Genomic DNA, 14,921 nt, shown 5'->3' with positions numbered 1-14,921 from the left:
GCGTGTTCTAAAAAGATGTCTTGCTAATTGCAGATTGCGTGCCAGTTTTTTATCTAATTGTTTTTACAATATAAATAAAATCATGCTCATTAATGAGTAGTCAAAATGACTATTAATGAAATGGTCGATATGACAATATCTATAGTCAAATTGACAGTGAGGCAAAGATGAGTTTTTCCGTTGATGTGCTGGCGAATATCGCCATCGAATTGCAGCGTGGGATTGGACATCAGGATCGTTTTCAGCGCCTGATCACCACGCTGCGTCAGGTGCTGGAGTGCGATGCGTCCGCGTTGCTACGTTACGACTCGCGGCAGTTTATTCCGCTTGCCATCGACGGGCTGGCGAAGGATGTACTCGGTAGACGCTTTGCGCTGGAAGGTCATCCGCGGCTGGAAGCGATTGCCCGCGCGGGTGATGTGGTGCGTTTTCCCGCAGACAGCGAATTGCCCGATCCGTATGACGGTTTGATTCCCGGGCAGGAGAGTCTGAAGGTTCACGCCTGTGTTGGTCTGCCGTTGTTTGCCGGACAAAACCTGATCGGCGCACTGACGCTCGACGGGATGCAGCCCGATCAGTTCGATGTTTTCAGCGATGAAGAGTTACGGCTGATTGCTGCGCTGGCGGCGGGAGCGTTAAGCAATGCGTTGCTGATTGAACAACTGGAAAGCCAGAATATGCTGCCAGGCGATGCCGCGCCGTTTGAAGCGGTGAAACAGACGCAGATGATTGGTTTGTCCCCAGGCATGACGCAATTGAAAAAAGAGATTGAGATTGTGGCGGCATCCGATCTCAACGTTTTAATTAGCGGTGAGACGGGAACCGGTAAGGAGCTGGTGGCGAAAGCGATTCATGAAGCCTCGCCACGGGCGGTGAATCCGCTGGTCTATCTCAACTGTGCCGCACTGCCGGAAAGTGTGGCGGAAAGTGAGTTGTTCGGGCATGTGAAAGGGGCGTTTACTGGTGCTATCAGTAAACGCAGCGGGAAGTTTGAAATGGCGGATAACGGCACGCTGTTTCTCGATGAGATCGGCGAGTTGTCGTTGGCATTGCAGGCCAAGCTGCTGAGGGTGTTGCAGTATGGCGATATTCAACGCGTTGGCGATGACCGCAGTTTGCGGGTAGATGTGCGCGTGCTGGCGGCGACTAACCGTGACTTACGCGAAGAGGTACTGGCAGGGCGATTTCGCGCTGACTTGTTCCACCGCCTGAGCGTGTTTCCACTTTCAGTGCCGCCGCTGCGTGAGCGGGGCGATGACGTCATTCTGCTGGCGGGGTATTTCTGCGAGCAGTGTCGTTTGCGGCTGGGGCTCTCCCGCGTGGTATTAAGTGCCGGAGCGCGAAATTTACTGCAACACTACAATTTTCCGGGGAACGTTCGTGAACTGGAACATGCTATTCATCGGGCGGTAGTGCTGGCGAGAGCCACTCGCAGCGGCGATGAAGTGATTCTTGAGGCGCAACATTTTGCTTTTCCTGAGGTGACGTTGCCGCCGCCAGAAGTGGCGGCGGTGCCCGTTGTTAAGCAAAACCTGCGTGAAGCGACAGAAGCGTTCCAGCGTGAAACTATTCGTCAGGCACTGGCACAAAATCATCACAACTGGGCTGCCTGTGCGCGAATGCTGGAAACTGACGTCGCCAACCTGCATCGGCTGGCGAAACGTCTGGGAATGAAGGATTAAATAATCCCGGCCTGATAGAAATCCTGCAGGTTAATTGCGCCGGTGAGTTTGCCGTTTTCATCCACCACCGGTGCGGCAGTGATTTTGCGCTTCATCAGGATCTCTTTGGCGTCGATGGCGCGACTTTGTGCCTGTAATGTGGTGCCGCCTGTCGTCATCGCTTCATTAACTGGCGTGGTGAGTGCGCCGCCGCCAACCAGCCAGCGGCGTAAATCGCCGTCGGTAAAGACGCCTTGTACCTGTTGTTGGGCGTCACATACCGCCACCAGCCCCAGACCGGTGCGGCTGAGTTCCAGCATCGCGTCCATCACGCTGGCGGTTAACGCCACCTGCGGGATGGCATCGTCACGACGCATAAGATGATGCACTTTGTTCAGCAAGCGAGCGCCCAGTGCCCCGGCTGGGTGGGAGCGGGCAAAATCTTCTTCATTAAATCCGCGCGCCTGCATGACTGCCATCGCCAACGCGTCGCCCATCATCAGGGTATTTACAGTGCTGGAAGTCGGCGCAAGGTGCATCGGGCAGGCTTCGCGTTCTACGGAGATATCCAGCACCGCTTTCGCCGCGAGTCCCAGCGGTGACGTCGGTTTGCCGGTCATCGCCAGCAGCGCGATAGATTTGTCTTCCAGACGCGGAATAATCAGATCCAGTTCCTTCGCGCCACCGGAGTAAGAGATAAACAGCATCACATCGCGGCTTTCAATCATCCCCAGATCGCCGTGCAGTGCTTCTGCCGGATGGACAAAAAAAGCCGGTGTGCCGGTGCTGGCAAGTGTTGCGGCGATTTTCTTACCAATGTGGCCCGATTTGCCAATTCCCGAAACCACCACTTTGCCTTCGCAGTGCAGGATGATATTGGCGGCGCGAACAAAATCATCGCCCAGACGTTCCGGTAAACGGCTTGCTTCCTGCAACTCCAGTATTAACGTCTGACGTCCCGCGTTCAGTAGTGCTTCACTCATTGCTCTCTCCGGTTAAGGTCCATTTATTTATTCCAGCCAAGGATTGATGGCCGGAATGAGCGCTCATTATCCAGCGCTATGGGAAGGGAAACAACATATGTGAATTTAGTTACAACATACTTTAAGAAAAAATATGAACTGAAAGAAGAGACTAAAGAGAAATGGAGTGCCGAAAACAGACTACCGCTTCCTTGTGCTGGGCGGGATGCTTTACCATACTTGCCCCTGGTTGAATTTGTTAAATGGACCCCTCATGTTCAAGCATCGTTATGTAACATTGCTTCCCCTTTTTGTGTTACTTGCCGCCTGTAGCAGCAAGCCAAAACCGACTGAGACTGAAACAACCACCGGAACGCCGTCCGGCGGCTTCCTGCTTGAGCCGCAGCACAATGTGATGCAGATGGGCGGAGATTTTGCCAATAACCCCAATGCCCAGCAGTTCATCGAAAAAATGGTGAACAAACATGGTTTCGATCGTCAGCAATTGCAGGAAATTCTCTCTCAGGCGAAACGTCTGGATTCGGTACTGCGGCTGATGGATAACCAGGCACCAACCACATCGGTGAAACCGCCATCTGGCCCGAACGGCGCATGGCTGCGTTATCGCAAAAAATTTATTACGCCGGATAACGTGCAGAACGGCGTGGTTTTCTGGAATCAGTATGAAGATGCGCTGAATCGCGCGTGGCAGGTGTATGGCGTACCGCCGGAAATTATCGTCGGGATTATCGGCGTCGAAACCCGCTGGGGGCGCGTGATGGGGAAAACCCGCATCCTCGATGCGCTGGCAACGCTGTCATTTAACTACCCACGCCGCGCGGAGTATTTCTCTGGCGAGCTGGAAACCTTCCTGCTGATGGCGCGCGATGAGCAGGACGATCCGCTCAATCTGAAAGGTTCCTTTGCTGGGGCGATGGGCTACGGACAGTTTATGCCGTCGTCTTACAAACAATATGCGGTAGATTTCAGCGGCGACGGGCATATCAACCTGTGGGATCCGGTTGATGCGATCGGTAGCGTGGCGAACTATTTCAAAGCGCACGGCTGGGTAAAAGGCGATCAGGTCGCGGTAATGGCAAACGGTCAGGCTCCAGGCTTGCCAAATGGCTTCAAAACCAAGTACAGCATTTCGCAGCTTGCCGCGGCAGGTTTAACGCCACAGCAGTCGCTGGGCAACCATCAACAGGCCAGCCTGCTGCGTTTGGATGTTGGAACAGGTTATCAGTATTGGTACGGTCTGCCGAACTTCTACACCATTACCCGTTATAACCACAGCACCCATTACGCAATGGCGGTCTGGCAGTTAGGACAAGCCGTGGCGCTGGCGCGCGTACAGTAACTATCTGCAAGAGGGAGGTTAAACTTCCCTCTGCTTTCTTACTGTTTATTCGAATGACGTAATTGCTTGATTTTTTTTCGACAGCGATATCGCATATCCTAGGCAGACAACGCCTAACGCAGCCTGACCGAAGTCGAAAGGTTCAAGATAGCCAGAAGATAAAATCTTACATATCACTGAAACCAGTGCGCTGATGCCACCAATGATGACCCACATACGCATTTGCGTGGTCTGTTTAAGCACGTTTTGGGGGGGGTTATCCGTTTTCTTTGTTGTCATTATTTTTCTCTCCTTGTGAATACCTGGCAATATGAACGCTGCATGGTAGCGTTTTTCTTTACCGGTTGGCCGCAATAGTCTTATTTCGGAATGCGACTCGTAAAATGAATCGCTGGTCCCCATCTTCTGCGGGAAAGTGCTATCTTGTCCGGCATAAATTTTTGACTGACAGAGGTTGTGATGACTGACAGTGAACTGATGCAGTTAAGCGAGCAGGTAGGGCTGGCGCTGAAATCCCGTGGTGCAACCGTAACAACCGCTGAATCCTGTACTGGCGGTTGGGTAGCGAAAGTGATTACCGATATTGCCGGCAGTTCCGCCTGGTTTGAACGCGGATTTGTCACCTACAGTAACGAAGCCAAAGCGCAGATGATCGGCGTACGCGAAGAGACGCTGGCGCAGCATGGCGCGGTGAGTGAACCTGTTGTGGTGGAAATGGCGATAGGCGCACTGAAAGCGGCTCGTGCTGATTATGCGGTTGCTATCAGTGGCATCGCCGGACCGGATGGCGGCAGCGAAGAGAAGCCTGTCGGCACCGTCTGGTTTGCTTTTGCCACAGCCCGCGGCGAAGGCATTACCCGCCGGGAATGCTTTAGCGGCGACCGCGATGCCGTGCGTCGTAAGGCGACGGCTTATGCCTTAAATACGCTGCGGCAACAATTTCTACAAAACACTTGATACTGTATGACTATACAGTATAATTGCTTCAACAGAACATATTGACTATCCGGTATTACCCGGCATGACAGGAGTAAAAATGGCTATCGACGAAAACAAACAGAAAGCGTTGGCGGCAGCACTGGGCCAGATTGAGAAACAATTTGGTAAAGGCTCCATCATGCGCCTGGGTGAAGACCGTTCCATGGATGTGGAAACCATCTCTACTGGTTCGCTTTCACTGGATATCGCGCTCGGAGCAGGTGGTCTGCCGATGGGCCGTATCGTCGAAATCTACGGACCGGAATCTTCCGGTAAAACCACGCTGACGCTGCAGGTGATTGCCGCTGCCCAGCGCGAAGGTAAAACCTGTGCGTTTATCGATGCTGAACACGCGCTGGACCCAGTCTATGCACGTAAATTGGGTGTCGATATCGACAACCTGCTGTGCTCCCAGCCGGACACCGGCGAGCAGGCACTGGAAATCTGTGACGCTCTGGCGCGTTCTGGCGCAGTAGACGTTATCGTCGTTGACTCCGTGGCGGCACTGACGCCGAAAGCGGAAATCGAAGGCGAAATCGGCGACTCTCACATGGGCCTTGCAGCACGTATGATGAGCCAGGCGATGCGTAAGCTGGCGGGTAACCTGAAGCAGTCCAACACGCTGCTGATCTTCATCAACCAGATCCGTATGAAAATTGGTGTGATGTTCGGTAATCCGGAAACCACTACCGGTGGTAACGCGCTGAAATTCTACGCCTCTGTTCGTCTCGACATCCGTCGTATCGGTGCGGTGAAAGAGGGCGAAAACGTAGTGGGTAGCGAAACCCGCGTGAAAGTGGTGAAGAACAAAATTGCAGCGCCGTTTAAACAGGCTGAATTCCAGATCCTCTACGGCGAAGGTATCAACTTCTACGGCGAACTGGTTGACCTGGGCGTGAAAGAGAAGCTGATCGAGAAAGCAGGCGCGTGGTACAGCTACAAAGGTGAGAAGATCGGTCAGGGTAAAGCGAATGCGACTGCCTGGCTGAAAGATAACCCGGAAACCGCGAAAGAGATCGAGAAGAAAGTACGTGAGTTGCTGCTGAGCAACCCGAACTCAATGCCGGATTTCTCTGTAGATGATAGCGAAGGCGTAGCAGAAACTAACGAAGATTTTTAATCGTCTTGTTTGATACACAAGGGTCGCATCTGCGGCCCTTTTGCTTTTTTAAGTTGTAAGGATATGCCATGACAGAATCAACATCCCGTCGCCCGGCATATGCTCGCCTGTTGGATCGTGCGGTACGCATTCTGGCGGTGCGCGATCACAGTGAGCAAGAACTGCGACGTAAACTCGCGGCACCGATTATGGGCAAAAATGGCCCGGAAGAGATTGATGCTACGGCAGAAGATTACGAACGCGTTATTGCCTGGTGCCATGAACATGGCTATCTCGATGACAGCCGATTTGTTGCGCGCTTTATCGCCAACCGTAGCCGCAAAGGTTATGGACCTGCGCGTATTCGTCAGGAACTGAATCAGAAAGGTATTTCCCGCGAAGCGACAGAAAAAGCGATGAGTGAATGTGACATCGACTGGTGCGCACTGGCGCGCGCTCAGGCGACGCGAAAATATGGCGAACCTTTGCCAACTGTCTTTTCAGAAAAAGTTAAGATCCAGCGTTTTCTGCTCTATCGCGGCTATCTGATGGAAGATATCCAGGATATTTGGCGAAATTTTGCCGACTGAACGCATACGGTATTTTACTTCCCAGTCAAGAAAACTTATCTTATTCCCACTTTTCAGTTACCAGCCCGGCGGTTAAGACACGCTGGAGCTGGTGGCGATATTTCGTTAGCTTGATTTCAGGATAATTATGAGCAAGAGCACCGCTGAGATCCGTCAGGCGTTTCTCGACTTTTTCCATAGTAAGGGACATCAGGTAGTTGCCAGCAGCTCCCTGGTACCCCATAACGACCCAACTTTGTTGTTTACCAACGCCGGGATGAACCAGTTCAAGGATGTGTTCCTTGGGCTCGACAAGCGTAATTATTCCCGCGCTACCACTTCTCAACGCTGCGTGCGTGCGGGTGGTAAACACAACGACCTGGAAAACGTCGGTTACACCGCGCGTCACCATACCTTCTTCGAAATGCTGGGCAACTTCAGCTTCGGCGACTATTTCAAACACGATGCCATTCAGTTTGCATGGGAACTGCTGACCAGCGAAAAATGGTTTGCCCTGCCGAAAGAGCGTCTGTGGGTTACCGTCTATGAAAGCGACGATGAAGCCTACGAAATCTGGGAAAAAGAAGTAGGGATCCCGCGCGAACGTATTATTCGCATCGGCGATAACAAAGGTGCGCCATACGCATCTGACAACTTCTGGCAGATGGGTGACACTGGTCCGTGCGGCCCGTGCACCGAAATCTTCTACGATCACGGCGACCACATTTGGGGTGGCCCTCCGGGAAGCCCGGAAGAAGACGGTGACCGCTACATTGAGATCTGGAACATCGTCTTCATGCAGTTCAACCGCCAGGCAGATGGCACGATGGAACCGCTGCCGAAGCCGTCTGTAGATACCGGTATGGGGCTGGAGCGTATTGCCGCCGTGCTGCAACACGTAAACTCCAACTATGATATCGACCTGTTCCGTACGCTGATTCAGGCGGTGGCTAAGGTGACTGGCGCGACCGATCTGAGCAATAAATCGCTGCGCGTTATCGCTGACCACATTCGTTCTTGTGCGTTCCTGATCGCGGATGGCGTAATGCCGTCCAACGAAAACCGTGGTTATGTGCTGCGTCGTATCATTCGTCGCGCAGTGCGTCACGGCAATATGCTGGGCGCGAAAGAAACCTTCTTCTACAAACTGGTTGGTCCGCTGATCGACGTTATGGGCTCTGCGGGTGAAGACCTGAAACGCCAGCAGGCGCAGGTTGAGCAGGTGCTGAAGACTGAAGAAGAGCAGTTTGCCCGTACTCTGGAGCGCGGTCTGGCACTGCTGGATGAAGAGCTGGCAAAACTTTCTGGTGATACGCTGGATGGTGAAACAGCTTTCCGCCTGTACGACACCTACGGCTTCCCGGTTGACCTGACGGCTGACGTTTGCCGTGAGCGCAACATCAAAGTTGACGAAGCTGGTTTTGAAGCAGCAATGGAAGAGCAGCGTCGTCGTGCGCGCGAAGCCAGCGGCTTTGGTGCCGATTACAACGCAATGATCCGTGTTGATAGTGCATCTGAATTTAAAGGCTATGACCATCTGGAACTGAACGGCAAAGTGACCGCGCTGTTTGTTGATGGTAAAGCGGTTGATGCCATCAATTCAGGCCAGGAAGCTGTGGTCGTGCTGGATCAAACGCCATTCTATGCAGAATCCGGCGGTCAGGTTGGCGATAAAGGCGAACTGAAAGGCGCTAACTTCTCCTTTGCGGTGGAAGATACGCAGAAATATGGCCAGGCGATTGGTCACATCGGTAAACTTGCTGCGGGTTCTCTGAAAGTGGGCGACGCGGTACAGGCGGATGTAGATGAAGCTCGTCGCGCTCGTATTCGTCTGAATCACTCCGCAACGCACCTGATGCACGCTGCGCTGCGTCAGGTTCTGGGTACTCATGTCTCCCAGAAAGGTTCGCTGGTTAATGACAAGGTGCTGCGTTTTGACTTCTCGCATAACGAAGCGATGAAACCAGAAGAGATTCGTGCTGTCGAAGATCTGGTGAACGCGCAGATTCGTCGTAACTTGCCTATCGAAACCAACATCATGGATCTCGAAGCGGCGAAAGCGAAAGGTGCGATGGCGCTGTTCGGCGAGAAGTATGATGAACGTGTACGTGTGCTGAGCATGGGCGATTTCTCCACCGAGCTGTGTGGTGGTACTCACGCCAGCCGCACCGGTGATATTGGTCTGTTCCGTATCATTTCTGAATCGGGTACTGCTGCAGGCGTTCGTCGTATCGAAGCGGTAACCGGAGAAGGTGCTATCGCCACCGTTCATGCAGACAGCGATCGCTTAAGCGAAGTCGCGCATCTGCTGAAAGGCGATAGCAATAATCTGGCTGATAAAGTGCGCTCAGTACTGGAACGTACGCGTCAGCTGGAAAAAGAGTTACAACAGCTTAAAGAACAGGCTGCCGCACAGGAGAGCGCAAATCTTTCCAGTAAGGCAATTGATGTTAATGGTGTTAAGCTGTTGGTTAGTGAGCTTAGCGGTGTTGAGCCGAAAATGTTGCGCACCATGGTTGACGATTTAAAAAATCAGCTGGGGTCGACAATTATCGTGCTGGCAACGGTAGCCGAAGGTAAGGTTTCTCTGATTGCAGGCGTATCTAAGGACGTCACAGATCGCGTGAAAGCAGGGGAACTGATTGGTATGGTCGCTCAGCAGGTGGGCGGCAAGGGTGGTGGACGTCCTGACATGGCGCAAGCCGGTGGTACGGATGCTGCGGCCTTACCTGCAGCGTTAGCCAGTGTGAAAGGCTGGGTCAGCGCGAAATTGCAATAATATAAGTGTCAGGCAATGCCGTGGACTTGCTTCACGGCATTCGCATCGACGCTATCGACAATGATAAAGTCAGGTTGAAGTTGTGTATATCGGCTAAACTTAGGTTTAACAGAATGTAATGCCATGACTGCTTAGATGTAATGTGTTTGTCATTGCTTACTTTTTGGCGTTATATGATGGATAATGCCGGGATACAGAGAGACCCGACTCTTTTAATCTTTCAAGGAGCAAAGAATGCTGATTCTGACTCGTCGAGTTGGTGAGACCCTCATGATTGGGGATGAGGTCACCGTGACAGTTTTAGGGGTAAAGGGCAACCAAGTACGTATTGGCGTAAACGCCCCGAAGGAAGTTTCTGTTCACCGTGAAGAGATCTACCAGCGTATCCAGGCTGAAAAATCCCAGCAGTCCAGTTACTAATCTTTCCGCGTCTCATCTTTAACGGTGAGACGCACCCTCAAAATTTCTCTTTCACTTCATTTTTTTTCGCGTTACTCCCGTTCATTTAACTTTTGCCTTCATTTTTCTCTATCACTGCTACCTGTCAGAGGCCTGTTTTTCTGTTGATAAAACACTCTTTTTGACGTTTTTACAGACTAATTGAGCGCGAAGTGTGCAAACGATAAAAGTGTGGGAAAAATTGTTTGACTTATAAGTCTCAGAAAGTAATATGTGCGCCACGCAGCGACGATGAGCGATAAACAAGTTCTTCGAAGCACTCGTAAGAGGCGTGTGGTGAGGTGGCCGAGAGGCTGAAGGCGCTCCCCTGCTAAGGGAGTATGCGGTCAAAAGCTGCATCCGGGGTTCGAATCCCCGCCTCACCGCCATTTGCATCCGTAGCTCAGCTGGATAGAGTACTCGGCTACGAACCGAGCGGTCGGAGGTTCGAATCCTCCCGGATGCACCATCTCTTACTGATATGGCTTTAGTAGCGATATCAAAATCTGCAGTAAAGTAAGTTTCCCGATGCATCCGTAGCTCAGCTGGATAGAGTACTCGGCTACGAACCGAGCGGTCGGAGGTTCGAATCCTCCCGGATGCACCATCTCTTACTTGATATGGCTTTAGTAGCGATATCAATATCAGCAGTAAAATAAATTTCCCGATGCATCCGTAGCTCAGCTGGATAGAGTACTCGGCTACGAACCGAGCGGTCGGAGGTTCGAATCCTCCCGGATGCACCATATTCTCCGTAATCATCAGTGATGATGGTTAAGAAGGATTTTCTTACTTGATATGGCCTTAGTAGCGATATCAATATCAGCAGTAAAATAAATTTCCCAATGCATCCGTAGCTCAGCTGGATAGAGTACTCGGCTACGAACCGAGCGGTCGGAGGTTCGAATCCTCCCGGATGCACCATATTCTCCGAAATCATTCAGCGATGAAGGTATGGAAAAAGTAGCGGTACTAACCGCAGGCACCAGGGAGAATAACGTTGCGCCAGCAACGGCCCGAAGGGCGAACGCCAGTGAGTCATCCTCCCGGATGCACCATCTTCTCCAAAAAATTTCCTTCAAAAATATCTCATTTCTAAATAACTATTTTATCCATATCCTGAATAATCTTCCCTTTCGCCATCAGCGACAAAATCAAGCAATTACGCTAAAGTAGCGTCATATTTTTCGACTTGCGAGAAGACCATGTACGAGCGTTATGCAGGTTTAATTTTTGATATGGATGGCACAATCCTGGATACGGAGCCTACGCACCGTAAAGCGTGGCGCGAAGTATTAGGGCATTACGGTCTTCAGTACGATGTTCAGGCGATGATTGCGCTTAATGGCTCGCCCACGTGGCGTATTGCTCAGGCGATTATTGAGCTGAATCAGGCCGATCTCGACCCGCATGCGTTAGCGCGTGAAAAAACAGAAGCAGTAAGAAGTATGCTACTGGATAGCGTCGAACCGCTTCCTCTTATTGAAGTTGTGAAAAGCTGGCACGGACGTCGACCAATGGCTGTTGGTACGGGGAGTGAAAGCGCTATCGCTGAGGCATTGCTGGCGCACCTGGGATTACGCCGTTATTTTGATGCGGTCGTTGCCGCCGATCACGTCAAACACCATAAACCTGCGCCAGACACATTTTTGTTGTGCGCACAGCGTATGGGCGTGCAACCAACGCAGTGTGTGGTCTTTGAAGATGCTGATTTCGGTATTCAGGCTGCTCGCGCTGCAGGCATGGACGCTGTGGATGTTCGCTTGCTGTGAGTGAAGCTTTATCGCTTTTCTCGTTGTTTGCCAGTAGTTTCCTCAGCGCTACACTATTACCCGGTAATTCCGAAGTCGTCCTGGTTGCAATGTTACTTTCCGGGGTAAGTCATCCCTGGGTTTTAGTGTTAACAGCAACAATGGGTAATAGCCTTGGAGGGCTAACTAACGTTATCCTTGGGCGTTTCTTTCCACTGCGCAAAACATCGCGCTGGCAAGAGAAAGCCATCGGCTGGCTGAAACGATATGGTGCAATCACACTATTATTAAGCTGGATGCCCGTGGTTGGCGATTTACTGTGTCTGTTAGCGGGATGGATGCGCATCTCGTGGGGACCAGTAATCTTTTTTTTGTGCCTTGGTAAAGCGTTACGCTATGTTGCGATTGCAGTAGCTACCGTTCAGGGCATGATGTGGTGGCACTAATTGTAGGCCTGCACACATGGCCACCATTACAGTTATGCTAAATAAAACGATTTTGACAGGCGGGAGGTCAATTTGATCCCGGACGTATCACAGGCGCTGGCCTGGCTGGAAAAACATCCTCAGGCGTTAAAGGGGATACAGCGTGGGCTGGAGCGCGAAACTTTGCGTGTTAATGCTGATGGCACACTTGCAACAACAGGTCATCCTGAAGCATTAGGTTCCGCACTAACGCATAAATGGATAACCACCGATTTTGCGGAAGCATTGCTGGAATTTATTACACCAGTGGATGGTGATATTGAACATATGCTGACCTTTATGCGCGACCTGCATCGTTATACGGCGCGCAATATGGGCGATGAGCGGATGTGGCCGTTAAGCATGCCATGCTACATCGCAGAAGGTCAGGACATCGAACTGGCACAGTACGGCACTTCTAACACCGGACGCTTTAAAACGCTGTACCGTGAAGGGCTGAAAAATCGCTACGGCGCGCTGATGCAAACCATTTCCGGTGTGCACTACAATTTCTCTTTACCAATGGCATTCTGGCAAGCGAAGTGCGGTGATATCTCGGGCGCTGATGCCAAAGAGAAAATTTCTGCGGGCTATTTCCGCGTTATCCGCAATTACTATCGTTTCGGTTGGGTTATTCCTTATCTGTTTGGTGCGTCTCCGGCGATTTGTTCTTCTTTCCTGCAAGGAAAACCAACGTCGCTGCCGTTTGAGAAAACCGAGTGCGGTATGTATTACCTGCCGTATGCGACCTCTCTTCGTTTGAGCGATCTTGGCTATACCAATAAATCGCAAAGCAATCTCGGTATTACCTTCAATGATCTCTACGAGTACGTCGCAGGGCTCAAGCAGGCTATCAAAACGCCGTCGGAAGAGTACGCGAAGATTGGTATTGAGAAAGACGGTAAGCGGCTACAAATCAACAGCAACGTGCTGCAGATTGAAAACGAACTGTATGCGCCGATTCGTCCAAAACGCGTTACTCGCAGCGGAGAATCGCCTTCTGATGCGCTATTACGTGGCGGCATTGAATATATTGAAGTGCGTTCGCTGGACATCAACCCGTTCTCGCCGATTGGTGTAGATGAACAGCAGGTGCGTTTCCTCGACCTGTTTATGGTCTGGTGTGCGCTGGCTGATGCACCGGAAATGAGCAGTAGCGAACTTGCCTGTACACGCGTTAACTGGAACCGAGTGATCCTAGAGGGTCGTAAACCAGGCCTGACGCTGGGTATCGGTTGCGAAACTGCGCAGTTCCCGTTGCCGCAGGTGGGGAAAGATCTGTTCCGCGATCTAAAACGCGTCGCGCAAACGCTGGATAGCATTAACGGCGGCGAAGCGTACCAGAAAGTGTGTGATGAACTGGTCGCCTGCTTCGATAATCCTGATCTGACTTTCTCTGCGCGTATCTTAAGGTCTATGATTGATACTGGCATTGGCGGAACAGGTAAAGCGTTTGCAGAAGCCTACCGTAATCTTCTGCGTGAAGAGCCGCTGGAAATTCTGCGCGAAGAGGATTTTGTAGCCGAGCGCGAGGCGTCTGAACGTCGCCAGCAGGAAATGGAAGCCGCTGATACCGAACCGTTTGCGGTGTGGCTGGAAAAACACGCCTGACAGAAAAGAAAAAGGCCACTCGTGAGTGGCCAAAATTTCATCTCTGAATTCAGGGATGATGATAACAAATGCGCGTCTTTCATATACTCAGACTCGCCTGGGAAGAAAGAGTTCAGAATATTTAAAAAAAATTTACCGGAGGTGGCTAAATGCCGTTGTTAGATAGCTTCACAGTCGATCATACCCGGATGGAAGCGCCTGCAGTTCGGGTGGCGAAAACAATGAACACCCCGCATGGCGACGCAATTACCGTGTTCGATCTTCGCTTCTGCGTGCCGAACAAAGAAGTGATGCCAGAAAGAGGGATCCATACCCTGGAGCACCTGTTTGCTGGTTTTATGCGTAACCATCTTAACGGTAATGGCGTTGAGATTATCGATATCTCACCAATGGGCTGCCGCACTGGTTTTTATATGAGTCTGATTGGTACGCCTGATGAGCAGCGTGTCGCTGATGCCTGGAAAGCGGCAATGGAAGACGTGTTGAAAGTGCAGGATCAGAATCAGATCCCGGAACTTAACGTCTATCAGTGCGGTACTTACCAGATGCACTCTTTGCAGGAAGCACAGGATATTGCGCGTAGCATTCTGGAACGTGACGTGCGCATCAACAGCAATGAAGAACTGGCGCTGCCGAAAGAGAAGTTGCAGGAACTGCACATTTAGTTGGTTAGTGCAGAAGCAGCCGGAGATGCAACAGCACCGTCCGGCTTGCCTGGTGCGCTACGCTTATCTGGTTGACGCAGGGAGCATGCCACCTGTACGTGACAGGTGGCAAAGTGGCATTAAAAGAGATATTTCATGCCCAACATTCCCTGGGTATCACTGTAACCGTTGTCACCCAACTGCTGGGCGACGTTGCCCCACAGTTGCAGACGTGGAGTAATCTGACCTTCCACCCCCGCTTTTAACTCGCCAGTGTTACGCGCGCCGATGATCTCATCGCCGATGTGATCCATCTTCACGCTGTAATTGCGGGAGTTATAAATCCAGTTGACTTCCACGAAAGGCTGGAAAGAACGCTCTTTATGATCATCAATAGCATGATGACCCTGCAGATACGCTTTCACCCCCAGGCGCGTTTGCAGGTTGCCTTCGGTGCTGTCCTCAACCAGCGTGCCATTGTCTTCCGTATGGTTGTCTGCCTTCACATCCATCCATGTCAGTTGCATTTTGGGCTGCAACCAGTAGCTGGTGCGGGCATCAGCGCTTTCACCGAGACGGAAGGTATAACCCGCTTCAATGGCGGC

Annotated in this window: 14 protein-coding genes and 5 tRNA genes; 16 read left to right on the top strand and 3 right to left on the bottom strand. The window is 51.6% G+C overall.

Translation table 11 applies throughout. From position 1 onward, the window contains the following. The first annotated feature begins 167 nt into the window (after positions 1-167). A complete protein-coding gene (gene norR, locus AACS80_RS19015) occupies positions 168-1,682 on the top strand; it encodes a nitric oxide reductase transcriptional regulator NorR (RefSeq protein ID WP_135410314.1) in 1,515 nt (504 codons plus the stop codon). Here norR and gutQ read toward each other — a convergent pair. Then, the gene (gene gutQ, locus AACS80_RS19010) at positions 1,679-2,644 is read right to left on the bottom strand and encodes an arabinose-5-phosphate isomerase GutQ (RefSeq protein ID WP_016159596.1); all 966 of its coding nucleotides are present in this window, start codon (positions 2,642-2,644) and stop codon (positions 1,679-1,681) included. The two genes, norR and gutQ, sit on opposite strands and share 4 nt — an antisense overlap. A 253-nt stretch (positions 2,645-2,897) precedes the next feature. Between gutQ and mltB the strand changes: the two genes are divergently transcribed. Continuing rightward, positions 2,898-3,983, top strand: a complete 1,086-nt coding sequence (gene mltB, locus AACS80_RS19005; RefSeq protein WP_130207614.1) for a lytic murein transglycosylase B — start codon at positions 2,898-2,900, stop codon at positions 3,981-3,983. A 45-nt stretch (positions 3,984-4,028) separates the two neighbouring features. On the opposite strand, the gene AACS80_RS19000 is transcribed toward mltB, so the two are convergent. Next, positions 4,029-4,262, bottom strand: a complete 234-nt coding sequence (locus tag AACS80_RS19000; RefSeq protein WP_240730957.1) for a hypothetical protein — start codon at positions 4,260-4,262, stop codon at positions 4,029-4,031. Positions 4,263-4,442: 180 nt separating this feature from the next. Between AACS80_RS19000 and pncC the strand changes: the two genes are divergently transcribed. The 14 genes from pncC (at position 4,443) to luxS (ending at position 14,337) form a co-directional block, all read left to right on the top strand. Further along, positions 4,443-4,940 (top strand): nicotinamide-nucleotide amidase, encoded by a 498-nt coding sequence (pncC, locus tag AACS80_RS18995; protein ID WP_130214441.1) that lies wholly within the window; start codon positions 4,443-4,445, stop codon positions 4,938-4,940. 79 nt (positions 4,941-5,019) lie between these two features. Next, positions 5,020-6,081: a recombinase RecA gene (gene recA / locus AACS80_RS18990; RefSeq protein WP_135410313.1), complete on the top strand. Its 1,062-nt coding sequence runs from the start codon at positions 5,020-5,022 to the stop codon at positions 6,079-6,081. 68 nt (positions 6,082-6,149) lie between these two features. Continuing rightward, positions 6,150-6,650 carry a recombination regulator RecX gene (gene recX, locus AACS80_RS18985; RefSeq protein WP_135410312.1) on the top strand — a complete coding sequence of 167 codons (501 nt, stop codon included), beginning with the start codon at positions 6,150-6,152 and terminating at the stop codon, positions 6,648-6,650. 127 nt (positions 6,651-6,777) lie between these two features. After that, on the top strand, positions 6,778-9,408 hold the full coding sequence (gene alaS, locus AACS80_RS18980) for an alanine--tRNA ligase (RefSeq protein ID WP_135490238.1): 2,631 nt from the start codon (positions 6,778-6,780) through the stop codon (positions 9,406-9,408). A 234-nt stretch (positions 9,409-9,642) separates the two neighbouring features. Then, entirely contained in the window at positions 9,643-9,828 is a 186-nt protein-coding gene (csrA, locus tag AACS80_RS18975; RefSeq protein ID WP_000906486.1) for a carbon storage regulator CsrA, read from the top strand. 314 nt (positions 9,829-10,142) lie between these two features. After that, positions 10,143-10,235: transfer RNA gene (locus tag AACS80_RS18970), tRNA-Ser, on the top strand. 3 nt (positions 10,236-10,238) lie between these two features. After that, positions 10,239-10,315, top strand: a tRNA-Arg gene (locus AACS80_RS18965). 61 nt (positions 10,316-10,376) lie between these two features. Further along, positions 10,377-10,453: transfer RNA gene (locus tag AACS80_RS18960), tRNA-Arg, on the top strand. Positions 10,454-10,515: 62 nt separating this feature from the next. Beyond that, positions 10,516-10,592, top strand: a tRNA-Arg gene (locus tag AACS80_RS18955). A 101-nt stretch (positions 10,593-10,693) separates the two neighbouring features. After that, positions 10,694-10,770, top strand: a tRNA-Arg gene (locus AACS80_RS18950). 281 nt (positions 10,771-11,051) lie between these two features. Next, positions 11,052-11,618, top strand: a complete 567-nt coding sequence (yqaB, locus tag AACS80_RS18945; RefSeq protein WP_135410311.1) for a fructose-1-phosphate/6-phosphogluconate phosphatase — start codon at positions 11,052-11,054, stop codon at positions 11,616-11,618. Then, entirely contained in the window at positions 11,615-12,043 is a 429-nt protein-coding gene (locus AACS80_RS18940; protein ID WP_064529936.1) for a YqaA family protein, read from the top strand. The genes yqaB and AACS80_RS18940 overlap by 4 nt, the downstream gene beginning before the upstream one ends. 72 nt (positions 12,044-12,115) lie before the next feature. After that, positions 12,116-13,672, top strand: coding sequence for a glutamate--cysteine ligase (gshA, locus tag AACS80_RS18935; protein ID WP_000611804.1), 1,557 nt, complete (start codon positions 12,116-12,118; stop codon positions 13,670-13,672). Between the two features lie 149 nt (positions 13,673-13,821). Then, on the top strand, positions 13,822-14,337 hold the full coding sequence (gene luxS, locus AACS80_RS18930; RefSeq protein ID WP_001130211.1) for an S-ribosylhomocysteine lyase: 516 nt from the start codon (positions 13,822-13,824) through the stop codon (positions 14,335-14,337). Positions 14,338-14,456: 119 nt separating this feature from the next. Here luxS and AACS80_RS18925 read toward each other — a convergent pair. Continuing rightward, positions 14,457-14,921: autotransporter outer membrane beta-barrel domain-containing protein (locus tag AACS80_RS18925; RefSeq protein ID WP_138183923.1), on the bottom strand; the 465-nt coding region annotated here is incomplete at its 5' end.

It is taken from the genome of Escherichia sp. E4385 (genome assembly GCF_963883145.1).
Classification (GTDB): Bacteria; Pseudomonadota; Gammaproteobacteria; order Enterobacterales; family Enterobacteriaceae; genus Escherichia.
This window is presented reverse-complemented; position numbering and strand designations above follow the sequence as displayed.

Excerpts from the sequence above, each read along its gene's own strand:
- gutQ (WP_016159596.1), bottom strand. The coding sequence starts at position 2,644 with ATGAGTGAAGCACTACTGAACGCGGGACGTCAGACGTTAATACTGGAG.
- norR (WP_135410314.1), top strand. The coding sequence starts at position 168 with ATGAGTTTTTCCGTTGATGTGCTGGCGAATATCGCCATCGAATTGCAG.
- recX (WP_135410312.1), top strand. The coding sequence starts at position 6,150 with ATGACAGAATCAACATCCCGTCGCCCGGCATATGCTCGCCTGTTGGAT.
- recA (WP_135410313.1), top strand. The coding sequence starts at position 5,020 with ATGGCTATCGACGAAAACAAACAGAAAGCGTTGGCGGCAGCACTGGGC.
- yqaB (WP_135410311.1), top strand. The coding sequence starts at position 11,052 with ATGTACGAGCGTTATGCAGGTTTAATTTTTGATATGGATGGCACAATC.
- csrA (WP_000906486.1), top strand. The coding sequence starts at position 9,643 with ATGCTGATTCTGACTCGTCGAGTTGGTGAGACCCTCATGATTGGGGAT.
- AACS80_RS19000 (WP_240730957.1), bottom strand. The coding sequence starts at position 4,262 with ATGACAACAAAGAAAACGGATAACCCCCCCCAAAACGTGCTTAAACAG.
- luxS (WP_001130211.1), top strand. The coding sequence starts at position 13,822 with ATGCCGTTGTTAGATAGCTTCACAGTCGATCATACCCGGATGGAAGCG.
- pncC (WP_130214441.1), top strand. The coding sequence starts at position 4,443 with ATGACTGACAGTGAACTGATGCAGTTAAGCGAGCAGGTAGGGCTGGCG.
- mltB (WP_130207614.1), top strand. The coding sequence starts at position 2,898 with ATGTTCAAGCATCGTTATGTAACATTGCTTCCCCTTTTTGTGTTACTT.
- alaS (WP_135490238.1), top strand. The coding sequence starts at position 6,778 with ATGAGCAAGAGCACCGCTGAGATCCGTCAGGCGTTTCTCGACTTTTTC.